General features: G+C 49.4%; 12 protein-coding genes. All 12 read right to left on the reverse strand.

Translation table 11 applies throughout. The features are described from left to right. Positions 1–183 (reverse strand): hypothetical protein (locus VN105_RS02535; protein ID WP_325637607.1); only part of this gene is annotated, 183 nt, incomplete at its 3' end. A 123-nt stretch (positions 184–306) separates the two neighbouring features. Then, positions 307–2,196 carry a malate synthase gene (locus VN105_RS02540; RefSeq protein WP_325637609.1) on the reverse strand — a complete coding sequence of 630 codons (1,890 nt, stop codon included), beginning with the start codon at positions 2,194–2,196 and terminating at the stop codon, positions 307–309. 19 nt (positions 2,197–2,215) lie between these two features. After that, positions 2,216–3,988 (reverse strand): lactate permease LctP family transporter, encoded by a 1,773-nt coding sequence (locus VN105_RS02545; protein WP_325637611.1) that lies wholly within the window; start codon positions 3,986–3,988, stop codon positions 2,216–2,218. Positions 3,989–4,084: 96 nt separating this feature from the next. Beyond that, a complete protein-coding gene (gene leuB, locus VN105_RS02550; RefSeq protein WP_325637613.1) occupies positions 4,085–5,188 on the reverse strand; it encodes a 3-isopropylmalate dehydrogenase in 1,104 nt (367 codons plus the stop codon). Continuing rightward, on the reverse strand, positions 5,185–6,492 hold the full coding sequence (locus VN105_RS02555; protein ID WP_325637615.1) for an MFS transporter: 1,308 nt from the start codon (positions 6,490–6,492) through the stop codon (positions 5,185–5,187). Before VN105_RS02555 ends, leuB begins: the two co-directional genes overlap by 4 nt. Positions 6,493–6,531: 39 nt before the next feature. Beyond that, the gene (locus VN105_RS02560) at positions 6,532–7,995 is read right to left on the reverse strand and encodes an NAD-dependent succinate-semialdehyde dehydrogenase (protein WP_325637617.1); all 1,464 of its coding nucleotides are present in this window, start codon (positions 7,993–7,995) and stop codon (positions 6,532–6,534) included. A 74-nt stretch (positions 7,996–8,069) separates the two neighbouring features. Then, positions 8,070–9,197, reverse strand: a complete 1,128-nt coding sequence (locus VN105_RS02565; RefSeq protein WP_325637619.1) for a zinc-dependent alcohol dehydrogenase family protein — start codon at positions 9,195–9,197, stop codon at positions 8,070–8,072. A gap of 99 nt (positions 9,198–9,296) precedes the next feature. Continuing rightward, positions 9,297–10,247, reverse strand: a complete 951-nt coding sequence (locus VN105_RS02570; protein ID WP_325637621.1) for a D-2-hydroxyacid dehydrogenase — start codon at positions 10,245–10,247, stop codon at positions 9,297–9,299. Positions 10,248–10,265: 18 nt separating this feature from the next. Further along, positions 10,266–10,868: a YhcH/YjgK/YiaL family protein gene (locus tag VN105_RS02575; RefSeq protein WP_325637623.1), complete on the reverse strand. Its 603-nt coding sequence runs from the start codon at positions 10,866–10,868 to the stop codon at positions 10,266–10,268. Between the two features lie 19 nt (positions 10,869–10,887). Then, positions 10,888–12,030 (reverse strand): hypothetical protein, encoded by a 1,143-nt coding sequence (locus VN105_RS02580; protein ID WP_325637624.1) that lies wholly within the window; start codon positions 12,028–12,030, stop codon positions 10,888–10,890. A gap of 50 nt (positions 12,031–12,080) precedes the next feature. After that, on the reverse strand, positions 12,081–13,526 hold the full coding sequence (locus VN105_RS02585) for a RagB/SusD family nutrient uptake outer membrane protein (protein ID WP_325637625.1): 1,446 nt from the start codon (positions 13,524–13,526) through the stop codon (positions 12,081–12,083). A gap of 28 nt (positions 13,527–13,554) precedes the next feature. Then, positions 13,555–16,740 (reverse strand): TonB-dependent receptor, encoded by a 3,186-nt coding sequence (locus VN105_RS02590; RefSeq protein WP_325637627.1) that lies wholly within the window; start codon positions 16,738–16,740, stop codon positions 13,555–13,557. Between the last annotated feature and the right edge of the window lie 302 nt (positions 16,741–17,042).

Genomic DNA, 17,042 nt, shown 5'->3' on the forward strand with positions numbered 1-17,042 from the left:
ATAATCCTGGTTTCTTACCTTTTGGGGTTGGTGGCCCAATGAGGCCAAATAATCTACAAGATCAATTTGCTTTGCCTCTGCACACATTAAATTTTTCATATACACGTTTTCTGGTTCACAATAATTATGTACAATAGGAAAACGGCTTGCAAGCATTGGTTTTTTAAACCAAAATGCTTGCAAGCCGTTCTAAATCAGTTAAAAAGTGGTTCGAGAAAAGTACACTCCGGTGCACGAAGAAAGGTTGTAAGCCGATGGTTTACAACCTTTCTTTATTTTTGGTCAATTCCGTTTTTCTATGGCCGGTCAGGCTTTCTCAAAATCTACGTTTTCCGTAATCCGGTCACCCTTTTTTTCGAAGGTATTCATATACAGGGCAATCCTATCTTTAGCCAGGGCCAGATCATTATTGTCAATATTGATGTTCAGCAGGTCAATAAACCAGGGAGCCTTGAAGCCACTCAGCACGTACACATCTGCGATCTCCCGGGAGATAGGCAGGGTGGTTGTTTTAGAGGAGTCGAAAACATCGCGGTTTCCTGCTTTCAGCAATTTATCATATTCCTGTTCCAGTAATTTCCTAAACAGTGTAGCGGTGAACACATCGCCTTTTTTAGTGTCGCTGCTGGCGTCATCTTCTGTCAGCATCGCTTTTTTATGCAGCCATTCCCAGAGTATGCTCAGGCGGATTTCGCCGGTGGCCATATCTTCCATCAGGTACAGCACATCTTCGTTTCCGAAAAAGTCAGCTGCTTTAAGGGCAGCTGCCTGCATGCCCTGACCAAAGGCGTTACCATACTGAATGGCTACACTCAGCAGGTTCCTGGCGCCACGTATTGTTCTGGGGGCTGGTTCCAGCAGTATCAATCCCGCAGCATCTTCCGGCGTATAGGTGAGCGCCGGGAATTTACGGCCCAGCTGATTAGGCTGACCAGCCTTTTCCCATACGGGCCGTATAATATGCACCATTTTCCAGTGAGCGACCCATTTACCGCTGGCGCCTTCCCGCTGTTCTCTCTCCGCTCCTGCCAGCGCTTTTTCCATGCTGGCAGCAACGCCTTCTTTGGAGCCTACAGGGATATTAGGTTCCATCCCTCCCTGCCAAAGCGCGAACTGGCCGTGCTGGTCTGCGGTATTCACGGCACGACGTACACGATCTTCGTAATTACGCATATAGCCGTAGGTCATGGTGATAGACTCAATATTGGGATTGATGAAATCTTCTTTCCACAACATGGCATCGGATACGGCATTGATATAATCCCAGCGGCCGGTGTTAAAGCCAACAAAATGTTTTCCTAATGCGGCACGTATCTCCATCAATTGGTAAGTAGCCTCCAGCTGTTCCACCAGCACATACACTTTCACCGTGCCTGCTGCCAGTCCCAGGGCGACTTCCAGCGCGCTGATCATTTTATGCCATAAAGCCGCTTCGCCGGCAGTCTGAATTTTGGGCAGGTACAACACGATGGAAGCGCCTGCCGCCTGCAGGACGGCGGCATTGTTGGCCACATACAGGGCCATGTCCACAATAGATGCAGCCATGCTGGTGCCGTCTGTTTCCCGGATATGACGATCGTCCAGATGCAACCCGCGGGCACGGAATATTTTGGTGGTAAAGTTGAGTTGTTCTTTCCAGTTGCCGATCGTATTGCGGCCCAGAAAACCTGTAGCCCACTGATTCATTTCGGCGGCTACCTTTTCGGCTACCTCCAGGAAAACCGGATCCTTTGCGATAGCCATCTTCAGGTTGCGCTGGTTATCCAGTGACATGGTGCCTACCTGTCCCAAAGCGTCCTCGCCATCAAACATCCAGCCATCAGCACCAGATAACAGCGCATAGGCCACATTCCGCAAGCTGCTTTCCAACGGAGCATTGGGTTTGGCTGCCGGACCCGTACCCTGAATCCATTGTCTTTGCAGGTCAGCAGGAATGGCAGCACCTTCAAATTTACCATCACGCGCATCTTGTACGGTAATATTTGTACCGGGTATCACGCTATCGGCATGCAGGAAGCTAATCGGCATTTTTTCCCGGATGCGTTTGGCCCGGCGCGCCAACCGTTCTGCCAATATCTGCTTAATCTCCCTGTTAAAGGGAACCAGGGCTGTAATAGCATTCAATGCCGCAGGACTATAAACATCGCTATAGCGTTCCTGCAAATTTCCACGTATTTCAAAAAGACGGTGTTCCATAAAAAAATGATAAATACGTTTATGGTTGAGAATAATATTTTTTGCGTGAGCGGTTCAGCAGCAGAATGGCGGCCGACAGCAATGCCAGCAGCAGGGCTACTGCCAGCAGGTACATAAAGCCAGTGGAGAGATCCTTTGTAGCTGTTGCCGCCATCTCCGTCACCAGCTTATATTCAGGTACCATCCACTTTATCCAATAGGCTTGTAACATGGTTATCACACATATCACCATCAGCATAACAAAGCTATGTTTGACTGTAAACCGGAAGAGGTTCGATTCCTGGCCTGTCAAACCTGCGGAGGCTGCGCCAATGGCGATAGACTGTGGAGAAATCATCTTACCCGTAACCCCTCCCGATGCATTGGCGCTCACGGTTACCAGCGGATCTACCCCGGTGGCCTGTGCAGAGTTGTACTGTAACTTACAGAACAACGCATTCGAGGAGGTATCTGAACCTGTCAGGAATACGCCTAACCATCCCAGCATGGGAGAGAAGAAAGGGAACATCCGTCCCGTGCTGGCCAACGCCATAGCAATTGTCATAGACATACCGGCATTCCTTGCCACAAAGGCGAAGCCCATTACCAATGCAATGGTGATAAAAGGGAATTTTAACTGGTTAAGTGTCTGGAAAAATACGGTTACTGCTTCTTTGAAACGCAGTCCCATTAACGGCAGAGAAACCAGGGCTGCTACGAGCAGCCCCGTTCCCGGCGCCGACAGGAAGTTGAACTCAAAAGGTTCCACCGCCAGTGGTGATCCTGTAGGTTCCAAAATGGCGTTTTGCAAACCAGGGATGTAAAATTCTATCCTTCCCATAGCGTTCAGCGCTGCTTTTACCGGTGCAATACCCCAGGCTACAACGATGATAGTCATCACAAAAAATGGCGACCAGGCCCGGCATATTTTTGCCGGCGGATAGCGTATTACAGCAGCAGTTCCCGGCTCCTTTGATTCCTCCCGGAAGCGCCAGATGTTTTTGGGCTTCCAGTATTTCAGCAGCATTATCAGCGAAATGATGGAAGCCAGACCTGCGATAACGTCGGGCAGCATAGGCCCCAGGTGATTAGAAGTATACCATTGAAAGAAAGCAAACGTAATACCTGATACCAGGATGGCAGGCAGCACTTCGAGCGACTTCCGGAACCCGGCCATCATCACCACCAGGTAGAAGGGTACCACTACCGAGAGAAAGGGCAATGTTCTGCCCACCAACTGGGAGATGGCCATTTCCGGCAGGTCTGCAATTTTTGCTGCCGTGATGATAGGCGTACCAATGGCGCCAAAGGCAACCGGCGCCGTATTGGCAATCAGGCACAAGCCGGCCGCATACAGGGGATTGAAGCCAAAACCTACCAGCACGGCCGTGCTGATGGCAATGGGTGCGCCGAAACCAGAGGCTCCCTCCAGGAACGCTCCGAAAGAAAAAGCAATGAGGATGGCTTGTAAGCGTCGGTCCGGGGTGATAGACATCATGAAATCTTTGATGATCTCAAACTGTCCGCTTTTCACTGTCAGGTTAAACAGATACACGGCCCCCAGGATGATCCAGCAGATGGGGAATATCCCATACAGTGCCCCATAAAGCGCCGATAACAGCGACAGTTGAAGCGGCATACGATACATCGCCGTTACCACTACAATAGCAATCAGTAATGCCATCAGGCTGGCCTTATGTCCCTTCATCCTTTTAATGGCAAGCGCCCAGAATATAAAGACGATAGGGATAGCTGCCGCCAGGGCAGATAATGCGATGTTATCAAATGGATCTACAATTTGTTGCCAGTTCATGAACGTCTGTTTTATTGGTCTTTATAACGAGGAGTACCCGGTATGTCCGGATCAAGGCAACGCACCCTACTACCCGCCTTGCGGGGATATGATGCCTCAGTTTTGCAGCTGTTCCTGTTTGCTCACCGCGCTTGCGCGGATCATCTGCAGCACCTGCTCTCCCATCTCTTTCGTTCCCAGTATCCTGCTTTTATCGGTGGCGGCACTGGCGATGTCGCCAGTACGCCAGCCGTCTTTCAGCACCTGTTTCACCGCCTGCAATATGTGGTTAGCTTCTGCTTTCATGCCGAAGCTGATATCCAGCATCAGGGCAGCAGAGAGAATGGCAGCCAGGGGATTTGCCTTATTCTGCCCGGCAATATCATAGGCCGATCCATGTACGGGCTCATAGAAGCCCGCGCCATCGCCTACGGAGGCGGAAGCCAGCATGCCCATAGAACCGGCAATCTGGGAGGCTTCGTCGGTCAGCAGGTCACCGAAAATATTGGTGGTAAGGATCACATCAAACTGACGCGGATTTTTAATCAGCTGCATGGCCGCCGTATCTGCAAAGAGATGAGTTGTTTCCACATCGGGATAATGTGCCGCCACTTCCTGTACCACGTTCCTCCACAACCGGGAACTTTCCAGCACGTTGGCCTTATCTACGGAACAGAGCTTTTTACGGCGGGAGCGGGCCGCTTCAAATGCTTTGACGGCAATACGCTCCACTTCAAAGCGATGATAGATCATCAGGTCGGAAGAGTAGTCAGCTGTCCGTATCTTTTCACCGAAGTAGGCATCTCCTGTCAGCTCCCGGAAGAAGAGGATGTCTGTCCCCTTTAACACGTCTGCCTTAATACTGGAGGCATCCAGCAACTCTTCAAAGAGCACGATGGGGCGCAGGTTGGCGTAAAGACCCAGCCCTTTACGGATCGCCAGCAGACCATTTTCCGGCCGCACCTTCAGCGTAGGATCGTTGTCGTACTTAGCATGCCCTACGGCGCCAAACAATATGGCATCACTTGCCTTTGCCTTATCGAGCGTTGCGGCCGGCAGCGGATCGCCGGTAGCTTCTATAGCAGCATGGCCCATCAGTGCTTCATCAAATGTGAACGTGTATCCTTTTTCGGCAGCAATTTGTTCCAATACTGCTTTTGCACAGGACGTTACTTCCTGGCCAATGCCATCACCCGGAATAACCAATATTTTCTTTTTCATATAGTTTTCTTTTTAAGATGGTGTATTACGCCATTATCAGTGTCTTCAGCCAGTACATCAGCTGCTTTGGCGCTGCCCTTCTCTAAAAAATTCAGGTCTTTCCCAAATGTTTCTTCCATACCCACGAGCCCCAGCAGAGATACCCCTATGGCGAGCACTGACAACAGGGCTGTACCTATGATAATACCGTATTGTGCTTTAAACAGCAGGAACAGCGGTGTCATGATCAGGATGCTGCCCCTCACAAAGTTGGGCACTGTAGTGGCTACGGTGGCCCGCAGGTTGGTACCAAACTGCTCAGCGGCAATGGTCACAAACAATGCCCAGTAGCCAGCAGTTATCCCCAACAGTACGCATACCCCGTAAAACAATGTGGCGGAATACAGGGGAACAAAGAGGTATACCGCCACCAGTGCAGCGCCGGTGAGTACATACAAACGCACTACTTTTTTGCGGCTCCTGAAAAACTGGCTGAGCATCCCGCTGGAAATATCTCCCACTACCAGTCCTACATACTCCCACATCACTGCTTTACCGGCATCGATAGGGGTATCTAAATGCAGGGCCTTTCCTATTTCGGGAGAGAAAGTCATCAGTATTCCAGCCACCAGCCATACGGGTACACCAATCAGGATGCAGCGCAGGTATTTGAAAAACTGGGGGCCGGAGGAAAATAGCTGCAGGAAATCTCCCCTGGATACCTTCTTCTCTTTGACTTCATTAAACACGCCCGACTCAAATACTTTTACCCGCATCAGCAACAACAATAATCCGAGTCCGCCACCTATAAAGAAGGTTACCTGCCAGCTAAACAGATCAGCCACAAAATAGGCCACTACGGCGCCAAGCATACCTGTTCCTGCCACCAGCGAAGTACCATATCCCCTGATCTCTTTGGGCAATATCTCCGCCACCAGGGTAATTCCTACGCCTAGTTCACCAGCCAGGCCCACGCCTGCGATGAAACGCAGTATAGCGTACTGCGTAACATTGGTTACAAACCCATTGGTAATATTAGCGAGAGAGTAGATAAGGATAGACCCGAACAATACTGATATACGACCGCGCTTATCGCCCAGGATACCCCAAAGTATCCCGCCCAGCAGCAGGCCAGCCATCTGCGCGTTGATCAGGAATACCCCGTCGCGCAGTTGGTCTGCTTCTGCAACGCCAAGCGACTGTAAGCTGTCTACCCGGACAATACTGAATAGTAACAAGTCGTAGATATCAACAAAATAACCTAAGGCGGCTACAATAACGGGGACTTGCAATAGTTGTTTTAACACACTGCGTTTTTCATTCATTGGTTTTCAGATTACGTGGAAAAGAATTTGCTAACCTGCTTATTTGATATTACCGAAACAGAGATATTTTATCTCCATAAAATAATCCATACCATACTTAGAACCTTCCCTGCCGATACCCGATTCTTTTACGCCACCAAAAGGTGCAATTGCGGTGGAAATCATCCCTTCATTGATGCCTACCATCCCTGCTTCCAGGGCTTCCGCTACCCGCCAGCAGCGGGCAATATCGCGGCTATAGAAATAGGAAGCCAGTCCATAGTCGCTTTCATTAGCCATGGCAATTACTTCTTCTTCCGTTTTAAAACGGATCACCGGTGCTACCGGGCCAAATACTTCATCCTGCGTAATCAGCATGCTGGCATTGACATCCGACAATACGGTAGGCTGATAGAACAACCCTTCCATGGGCTTTCCTCCCTGTTCCACCCTGGCGCCTTTGGCTAACGCATCATCTACATGCAGCTGTACCTTATCAAGCCCTTTTTTATTGATCAGCGGACCAATATCAGCGCCTTCTTCCATGCCGTTGCCCACCTTCAGCGCGGCCACTGCGCGGGAAAATTTCTCCACAAATTCATTATATATTCCATCCTGTACATAGAGGCGGTTCACACATACACAAGTTTGCCCACTATTCCTGAACTTGGAGGCCATCGCCCCTTTCACGGCAGCTTCCACCTCCGCATCGTCGAACACGATGAAGGGAGCGTTGCCTCCCAATTCGAGCGACAGTTTCTTCAACGTGGCAGCACCCTGCTGCATCAGTATTTTCCCTACTCCTGTAGAGCCGGTAAAGGAGAGTTTGCGCACCTTTTTGTTCTCACAAAACTCCTTTCCTATCTCACTATTATTCCTGGTGGTGATGGTGTTCAGCACCCCTGCCGGGAATCCTGCTTTTTCTGCCAGGTAGGTGAGTGCCAGTGCAGTCAGCGGTGACTCGGCAGGTGGTTTCACAAGTACAGGACTGCCGGCGGCCAGTGCAGGCGCCACTTTACGGGTAATCATGGCCAATGGGAAATTCCAGGGTGTTAATGCTGCCACTACACCGATAGATTGTTTGATCACAACAAAGCGGCGGTCTTTCGCATTAGAAGGAATCACATCCCCGTAGGTACGTTTCGCTTCTTCTGCAAACCACTCCACGAAGGAAGCGCCATATACCACTTCTCCCAGGCTTTCGCTACGCACCTTACCACATTCCAGGGTCATCAGCGTAGCCAATTCTTCTTTATATTCGATGATCAGGTTAAACCATTTGCGCAGCAAGTCCGCTCTCTCTCCTGCTGTTTTATCCCGGTAAGACGGCCAGCTGTCATGTGCTTTGTCAATTGCCGCGCGCACTTCTTCCCGGTTCATGTCCGGCACATTGGCCACTACTTCTCCCGTGGCGGGGTTGATGACGGCAAATGTTTTCCCTCCTGCTGCATCCACCCATTGTCCATTCACATAGGCTTTTGTTCTCAGCAAGCTATTCTGTATATCGATAGCAGTTGTTTTCACGTTCGTAAGATTGTATGTGAAAAATCAGGTTCGTCTGTGCGCGCCGGATGTTCATCTGACCGCACTGCGGTACTTTAGAAGGTGAGTATCTGACGGATGGCTTCACCATTGGCCAGGCGTTCAAATCCTGTATTGATTTCCTCCAGCGGCAGCCGGTGGGTAACCAGCTTATCTACCGGCAACCTGCCGGACTGAAACAGGGAGATATAAGCAGGGATATCCCTGGAGGGTACACAGCTGCCAATATAGGACCCCTGCAATATTCTTTCCTCGGCCACCAGTTTTGTAGGAGATAGTTGCATCATCTTGCCGGGATGCGGCAGGCCCGCCGTTACCGTTCTACCTCCCCTGCCTGTTGCTTCGTAAGTAAACTCCAGGGCAGACACTACGCCGGCAAATTCAAAGCCTGCATCTACGCCGCCGCCGGTAAGGTCGCGCACCTGTTCCACGGCGTTGTCCCTGCTGGTATTTATGGCCGCATGGGCGCCCAACTCCACGGCTTTGCGGAGCTTATCCTCATTTACGTCTGCCACTATCACTTTGCCGGCGCCAGCAGCAATGGCGCCCAGCAAGGCCGAGAAACCCACCCCACCCAGGCCGGTGATCAGGACGGTTTCGCCCAAACGGATTTTAGCAGTGTTAATCACGGCACCCACTCCCGTCATCACCGCACAGCCAAATACAGCCGCAGTTTCAAAGGGCAGGGCTTTATCAATAGCAACGATAGATTGCCAGGATACCACGGCATATTCGGCAAAACCAGACACGCCCATATGGTGATAGATGGGCTGTTGATTTTTATCTTCCAGCCGGCTCCCTCCTCCCAGCAACTTACCTTCGTTGTTGGCCGCCACTCCATTCTCGCACAGTGCCGGTCTGGCCGTCATACAATGTTTACAATAGCCGCACATGGGCACAAAGGAAAACACCACATGATCACCTGCCGACAGTCCTTTCACACCGGCCCCCAGCTCCACTACCTCTCCGGCTGCCTCATGGCCCAGTACCATAGGCACCTGGCGGGGACGGTTGCCATCAATTACCGACAGATCGGAATGGCAAAGCCCTGCGGCCCTGATTCTCACCAACACCTCTCCTGCGCCGGGTTTTTTCAGCTCCACTTCTTCAATCTGCAGGGGATTACTTTTATGATAAGGGCGCTCTTTGCCCATTGCATGTAAAACTGCGGCTCTAATCTTCATATATACAATTAAATTGTTCGGTGATTTGATATAACAGAGCGGGTATTCGCTCCTTTTCCATTGTCGCTGTAAAACACATTACTACCTACTGTTATGCCACTACGTCCTTTTCTCATTCACAAACGCCTGTATATTCGCCGCTACTTTTTCAATCAGCAGGGTACGTGCTTCTATACTGGCCCAGATGGAATGTGGCGTCATGACCAGCTTTCCAGGTTGTTTCACTTTTAACAGCGGGTTATCGGTAGAAACAGGTTCCTTTTCAAATACGTCGATCGCTGCGCCGGCAATCAGGTCCTGGTCCAGGGCCTGCGCCAGGTCCGCCTCTTTCACAATGCCCCCCCTGCCTGCGTTGATCAGGATGGCCGAGGGTTTCATCCTTTTCAGCCGGTCCAGTGTAATCAGGTTGGCCGTTTGTTCGTTGAGCGGTGCATGAATAGATACTACATCACAGCTACCTAAAAATTCGTCCAGCTCCAGGCGCTGATACGGATCCTGGTATGTTTGTCCGGAGGCCGAGTAGTACACCACTTCAGCACCGAAGGCCAGGGCCAGCTTCGCCACCTTACGACCGATGCTTCCCAGCCCGATAATGCCAAATCTTTTTCCGGACAGCTCCCGGCAGGTACGATCCAGGTTGGTAAAAATGTCGCTTTTAGCATATTCCCCGCTTTTCACATAATGGTCAAAATAGGCCACCTGGTTAGTGAGGTGCAGTAACAGGGCAAAGGTTCCCTGGGCTACGCCATTAGAGGAATAGTTAGCCACATTCATGACCGGGATGCCCAGCCGTGCCGCCGTTACTTTATCTACATTGTTTGTGCCGGTAGCGGCCACGCATATCAGTTCCAGCTGGCTGGCCTGTTCTATCGCAACCTTGTTTAATACCACTTTGTTGGTAATGACAATATGCGCATCTTTCACGCGTTCGTTCACCTCGCCGGGAGTAGTGGTCTGGTAGTATTCCGGCAAACCAAATTGCCCCAGTAAATCAAGGTTTGGAACATTACCAACAGTTTTCACATCGAGAAAAACAATTTTCCTGGTCATGTGGTAGTGTAACGTTTATTAATTCCTGATCTTAATCACGATTTTTTTCACGGGTCCTTTATCGCCATTCACTTCAATGCCGGGCATATGCCCTTGTGAAGGAAGTGCCAGCAGGAAATTGCCGGTATTCACCTCATAGAATTTTCCATTCACTTTATAGAAGCCGATGTCCTTTTGGGCATCGTAAGGCGTTACCACGGCAGCGCCGGCAACAGGGCCAAGGCCCATATTTTCCTTGCCGGTAATCATATGATGAATGTCGCTGTACGCATGATGATTCTCCCATTTAGCCGAGGCTTCGCTTCTGAGCGGACCTTCGGTAACAGTGGCAAACACATCTTCTCCCATAATCAAATGCTTACCAGGTTTTAAAGAAGCCAGGTCTGTGTTTTTCAGATACGCAAAAGCTTTATTCCACCGGTCCGGATGTGCATCATACAGTTTTTTAAAAGCAACCTTATCGATCGACGGATCTGGTTGCAGGGCCAGTCCCTGCAACCATTTTTTACCATTAAACCATTGCAGGGTAGCATTATCCTGGGCCAATATTGCAGGTGACAAGCATAAAGCGCACAAAAGGATTAACAGGGTCATCTTGTGTTGATTCCATCTTCTTTTCATATGCCGGTTCATTTAATGATTAAAATACTCTACCAATACCAAACTGGTCGCCTGCCGTTACCGCTTTACCGCCTTTGAACTCAATCTCCACCATTTTCTCGCTGGCCACGGCATTATGAAATTCATCTTCCAGGGCAGTCACAATCTTCCTTGTTTTCACCTCAATCACTTCCCCGCTGGAAGGATACGCATACTGCCCGTCAATACTGAAGGTGACCCATCCTGGCATATCACGCAAGGGTATGGTACTGAGCTGCTGGTAAGGAGGCTGCGCACTGAAAATATGCATGCGCATGTTATGTCCATCGCTTACCCACACTTCCTTTTCATCTGGTGTTAAACCGATGCCGTGGCTTGGATTACCGTGTCTTCTTACGTTGCCTTTTTCCCATCCTTCTACTGTGATGCTGGCTAATTTCTTTCCTGTTTTCAGGTCGCCTACTTCAAAACCCAGCAGGCTGTCGCAGTTAACGAAAGCCAGGGATTCCTTACCATTGATGGTAAAGGGGCGTACATTGTCATAGAAGGGGCCTATTTTGCCGGATATCTTATGTGTTTTGGCATCAGCCACCCACAGCCAGGGGCTGGCGATATCGGCCATATATACATGGTTACCGCTGGCGCCGTAGATAGTGTTGTGGGCCCTTCTTTCCACAGTAATACGACCTATGATCTTACCATCGTCGCACTGTACTATATTCCAGAAATCCTTTTCCAGGGAAGGCAGGTACATGGTTTTGCCATCTGGTGAGATAGACATGCGGTCGCAGCCCCCTTTATACGGAACTTCCCATACAACCTTCTCCGTGGTCAGGTCGATCCGTTGCAGTCCTTCGAGAGTGCTCACAAATACGCTGTTCAAAGGAATGCTCACTGCGATACCTTTTACATTGGAAGGGGTACCGTCCGCATGCAGTCCGTTTGTCTTGATCCGTTTTACAAATTTGTGGTTGTTATCCATATCGAATACGAGGATACCATGTCCCCCATACCCCAGATAATCACGAATGCCCGGGGTGGCTACATATAAGTAGCGATGATCGTAATCTTTTCCTGCGATGCCGGCGGCCATTGTTGGTTTGACAGCATTCTGTGCCTTAGCGGCCACCTGGAGCAGGAGCAGAAGAATAAGCGCGAGATAAGAGAGCGATTTCTGTTTCATGGAATTATATATTTTGAAGAAAAACGTTGAACCAATCTATACGTAAGTTGTCAATCATATCCGGGATTTTGCGGAAAAATTGCGGGGTCATTGATTAACTGGATCTGGGAAAGCGGGATCGGGAAAATTGTCATGTAATCCTTCATTCCATGAGAAGCCATTGTTTCCAGTGCGCGGCCTGTTCTTACCAGGTCAAACCAGCGTTGACCTTCAAAAGACAGTTCCAGCCTGCGTTCCAGGTAGATGGTATCACGCATCGCAGCCTGCGCCATTGCGCCATAGTCTGCCAGGCCAGCACGTTTGTGCACCTTATTGAGATAAGGTAATGCTTCACCCGGCTTTCCGTTTTCATTCAGGGCTTCTGCCAGCATCAGCAGTACATCGGCATAACGGATTACTTTCCAGTTAGCCCGGCTGTCGTTCGTGGCAATGAGCGGAGTCATATATTTCGCGGTAAAAGTCTGTACGTCGTTTGACGTAGGAACCAGGTGATGATACACCCCGTTATTGTCTACGAAGCCATCTGCAGCCGTGATATCCTTACGGAGATCACCGGCAGGAAAAATGGCAAACAAAGAGCGGGGGGCGTTGTTGGCACCGTTTTGACCACCTGTCACCCCATAAAACGAAGACAGATCAGGATTTTTGGGGCAGAAGTTAGTGGTAAAGGGAGACCCTTCGTCACTCAGTCCCTGCTCGTATTCAATATCAAAAATGTACTCGCTGTGGTGTTCATCTTTCGTATAGTCGAACAGGTCTTTATAATTCGGCAGCAGTGCATATCCCATAGTGGTGACCTCCTTCAGCACCGTTTCTGCACTGGGGAAGTCTTTCAACGTAAGGTATACTTTTCCCAGCAATGCTTTGGCGGCACCTTGTGTGGCGCGGCCTACATCCGCGCCGGCAAATTTTGCGGGCAGTCCGGCAGCAGCAGCCTGCAGATCTTTGACGATCACTTCGCTGTAAATGGTCGCTACTTTTTCCCTGCCGGTCTTATACGCTTCGTCAATAGTGATAGGCCTGGTTACCAAGGGCACATCGCCATAAATCCTTACCAGGTCGAAATAAGCCAGTGCGCGGAGGAATTTGGCTTCTGCCACATACACATCTTTGTTAGGCACCGTATTCTTGTCCACCAGCTCTATTCTGGACAAAAGCAGATTGGTCCGGCTCACGATTTCGTAATAGTTCAGCCAGGTAGATTTAATTACCGGATTGTCATTATTGATGGTGAACAGGTCCATGGCAGCGGGTGTACTTTTCACCAGTTCATCCCAGGAGTCATCTCCGCGCATGTCGCCATAGAGCCACATGTCTTTATACTGTGTCTGATACGTGTCGTAAATGCCCAGTTCTGCCTGTTTAAAATCCTCATCGGTCTGGTACAAGTTATCAACTCCAGCTGTGGAGGGAGGAGCAAGCTCTATGAACGATTTCTTACAGGCTGTTGCCAGGCATAAAACGATCAAGCTGAGAAAACCTAAACGCTTTTTCATGATATTAACTTTTCAACATGAATAAATATTAAAATGCGATGTTTAAACCAAACACAATGCTTTTCGCAGTTGGGAAGTCGTAGTTTGAAACACCGGGACTCAGCGGGTCGGCATTTCTGCTCACATCCGGATTAAAGCCTACATAGTTGGTAAATATGAAAGGGTTGGTAAGCGTAGTGTACACCCGGGCAGAATGTATACCCGCACCTGCCAGCAGACGATTCGGCAAGGTATAACCCAGGTTAATATTATTGATACGCAGGTACGTCGCATTATCCAGCCAGAGGGTGCTGTATTCCCCGCGCCAGTTGCCGGTAGGCGTATCATTCGGACGGGCAACGGTACCATCTCCCGGCTGCTGCTCTGATTTCCAGTAATTGCTCATATAGGCATACTGTCTGAAACGGGCCCTCGCATTGGCCGACTGTCCCCTTTGCAGGTCCAGCACCTTATTTCCCACCACGCCCTGTAAGCTAACGCTGAGGCTAAAGTTTTTGTAAGAGAAGCGGTTGGTCATACCGAAAATGAAGTCCGGATATGGAGAGCCAATAATCACTTTATCGAAGCTGTTGATCACCCCGTCAGGTTTGCCATCGGGGCCACTCACGTCTTTAAACCGTACATCGCCTACCCTTGAAGCATCACGGGCGCCAGGGTTGAAGATGGGGCCCTTATCCAGTTCCGCCTTATTTCTGAAAATACCATCCCCGATCCAGCCATAGAACATTCCTACCGGCTGACCAATCTGCGTAATGTTACCGCCGTTAATGATAGGATCGCCCTGGGGACCGAGTTTCCTCACCTCACCCTGGTTGGTAGACAGGTTCAGGTCAGTCGTCCATTTGAACGGACCATCTATATTGACGGTATTCACTGCAAACTCCCAGCCTTTATTTTTCACTTCCCCTATATTCTGCAAAGCAGTAGTAAAGCCGGTAATGCCTGGTACGTTCACCTCCAGCAACAGGTCGTAGTTGGTAGATTGGTAATGGTCTATCGCAATCCCAACCCGGTACCGGAACAATTTGATATCCAGCCCTGCATTGAAAGACTTCTGTTTTTCCCACGTGAGGTCAGGGTTAGCCAGTTTTCCCGGAGCATAGCCACCGGCAGCGTTATTGGCAAGAATATATTTTACATATTCTACCGTAGCGTACTGCTCGTAGTTACCGATGTTATTGTTACCTGTTTGACCATAGCTCAGTCTCAGTTTCATGTCAGACACAAATTTCAACGGTTTCATGAAAGATTCCTCCGTTAAACGCCAGGCCAGGGCTATGGAAGGAAAAATGCCGTATTTGTTGTTTGACCCAAAACGTGATGAACCATCACTTCTCACTGAAGTGGTCAGGTAATATTTGTTTGCGTAGTTATAGTTGATCCTTCCCAGGTAAGAAACCAGTGACCAGTCGTCGATATCGGCAGATCCGTTCGTGATGATACCACTCACGGCGCTCAGGGTAGGAATCAGGTTATTCGGATAGCGATTACTGGTCAGGAAGTTGCTGTGCAGGGATTCCTTCTGTGTGGTATATCCTAACAGTGCGGCCAAATTATGTTTCCCGATGGCCTTCGTATAGTTTGCCGTAATTTCTGTTAACCAGTTAATCAGCTGTGATGAGTTGGAGGTACCTGTTGCCGGATTATTGTTAAACGCCGGCAGCTTTGGTTTAAAATACATACCCTGGATATCAGTCATATTGGTACCTGCCATTACATTCAGATGCAGGTCCTTAATAACTTCGTAATCTGCAGCGATATTACCCAAAAATCCTACCGCCTGTTGTTTGCGCTGGACTTCCCTTGCCAGTGCCAGCGGGTTCTGTGTAGACACTACCGCATCCAGGCCATCCCCAAATGGGAAGTAGGAACCATCGGGGTTCAACAGGCTATAATATTCAGGAATCTGCAGGGCATTATAGATAATATCCGAACCTCTGCCACCATCAGCAGCTACCTCGTCAGCCATTCTTCCTCCGATATTTTTCTTGAGCATATACGAAGGGTTCATGTTGACCTTCAGGGTCAGTTTTTTCGATAGTTTAGCATCGATATTGGCACGGGCAGAAAATCTTTTGAAGTTCGTGTTTACAACGATACCATCCTGGTCCAAAAATTCACCGCTGATGGCATACTTCACATTTTCAGATCCACCGGAAGCACCCAACTGATACTGCTGTGTAGGGGCATCCTGCAATACCTCATAAATATGATCTTTAAAGTTGTTGGTAGTGCCGGGCTGTGTCAGCGGTTTTCCCGCCAGCACTTCCAGGATGGTGATTGGTACGGCCTGCACCCAGTGCAGCGGATCTCCGTCTACCGGGTTTCCTTCATCGATATTACGGTTACGGATACCGTCATAATAATCCTGTGCCTGTGCAAAGGCAGATTGGAATTTAGGGATTTTAGCCGCCTTTTGCACACCGTAAGATGCGCTAAAATTGAAAACAGGTTTACCTGCCTTACCTCTTTTCGTGTTGATGATCACCACACCATTAGAACCTCTGGAACCATAGATGGCGGTAGCGGAAGCATCTTTCAATACGTCCATGCTTTCTATGTCGCTGGGATTGAGGGTCTGTATACTGGAAACGGGAAATCCATCTACCACGTACAGTGGTTCAGCGCTGGCGGAGATACTTCCTACTCCCCTGATCCTGATTTGAGGAGCTGCGCCCGGTTCACCGGAAGAAGGTTTCACCTGTACACCGGGCAGTTTGCCTGCCAGCGCCTGCTCCGGACGGATGGTGTTTTGTTCAGCAATGTCTACATTGCTCAGGGTACCTACTGAACCGGTTAAATCTTTCCGCTTCTGTGTACCGTAACCCACCACCACCACCTGGTCAATATTACGGGTGTTGGCTTCCAGTTTTACGGCCAGTGTGACGGTTGCATCTTCCCGGATGGTATAGCCGGATAAGGTTTGCGGCTCATAACCAATAATAGAAAAGGTAAAGCTGTAAGGACCGCCGGCAGGTAAGCGCCGGAAAGTAAACAGCCCTGCCGTGTCGGTAATGGTGCCGGAAGTGAAATTGGTTTTCGTGTTGCGGACCACAATGGAAACACCAGGTAATCGTTCATTGGAAGTGCTTTGTACAACACCTTTCACGGTATTGGATACCTGCTGCGAATAACCAGGCCGGGTGCATAGTAAAAGACAAAGTAAAAGGGTGGCTGTGGTGCATAGCTTTCCCCTTAAATGATCATTTCTCATTTAGCTAGTTTTAGCGTATAGCAATAAGGTATAAATATGCGATAGGTATTAGCTGCATCGCATACACATGGAATCATCTACGGACATGATTGTTAGGTTGTCCACTGTAGGTATTATCTTTCTCGCCCCTAACGGGTGCGGGCTCCCGAAGAGCGCTCTGGGCAATAGGAAGCCCGGAACTTACTTTTGATAAGTTTCATAACGCATAAATTTTGAATGCTAAAAGTGTAATAATAATTAGTACGTGGAAGCCGCTTTCTTACTGACGGCGTTTTTCAATTTTATAGATATTGCCTTGCTTT

Source organism: Chitinophaga sp. (assembly GCF_035564935.1).
GTDB lineage: Bacteria > Bacteroidota > Bacteroidia > Chitinophagales > Chitinophagaceae > Chitinophaga.

Bases quoted from the DNA above. Each gene is read 5' to 3' on its own strand.
- VN105_RS02540 (WP_325637609.1), bottom strand. From the start codon at position 2,196: ATGGAACACCGTCTTTTTGAAATACGTGGAAATTTGCAGGAACGCTAT.
- VN105_RS02545 (WP_325637611.1), bottom strand. From the start codon at position 3,988: ATGAACTGGCAACAAATTGTAGATCCATTTGATAACATCGCATTATCT.
- leuB (WP_325637613.1), bottom strand. From the start codon at position 5,188: ATGAAAAAGAAAATATTGGTTATTCCGGGTGATGGCATTGGCCAGGAA.
- VN105_RS02555 (WP_325637615.1), bottom strand. From the start codon at position 6,492: ATGAATGAAAAACGCAGTGTGTTAAAACAACTATTGCAAGTCCCCGTT.
- VN105_RS02565 (WP_325637619.1), bottom strand. From the start codon at position 9,197: ATGAAGATTAGAGCCGCAGTTTTACATGCAATGGGCAAAGAGCGCCCT.
- VN105_RS02570 (WP_325637621.1), bottom strand. From the start codon at position 10,247: ATGACCAGGAAAATTGTTTTTCTCGATGTGAAAACTGTTGGTAATGTT.
- VN105_RS02575 (WP_325637623.1), bottom strand. From the start codon at position 10,868: ATGAAAAGAAGATGGAATCAACACAAGATGACCCTGTTAATCCTTTTG.
- VN105_RS02580 (WP_325637624.1), bottom strand. From the start codon at position 12,030: ATGAAACAGAAATCGCTCTCTTATCTCGCGCTTATTCTTCTGCTCCTG.
- VN105_RS02585 (WP_325637625.1), bottom strand. From the start codon at position 13,526: ATGAAAAAGCGTTTAGGTTTTCTCAGCTTGATCGTTTTATGCCTGGCA.
- VN105_RS02590 (WP_325637627.1), bottom strand. From the start codon at position 16,740: ATGAGAAATGATCATTTAAGGGGAAAGCTATGCACCACAGCCACCCTT.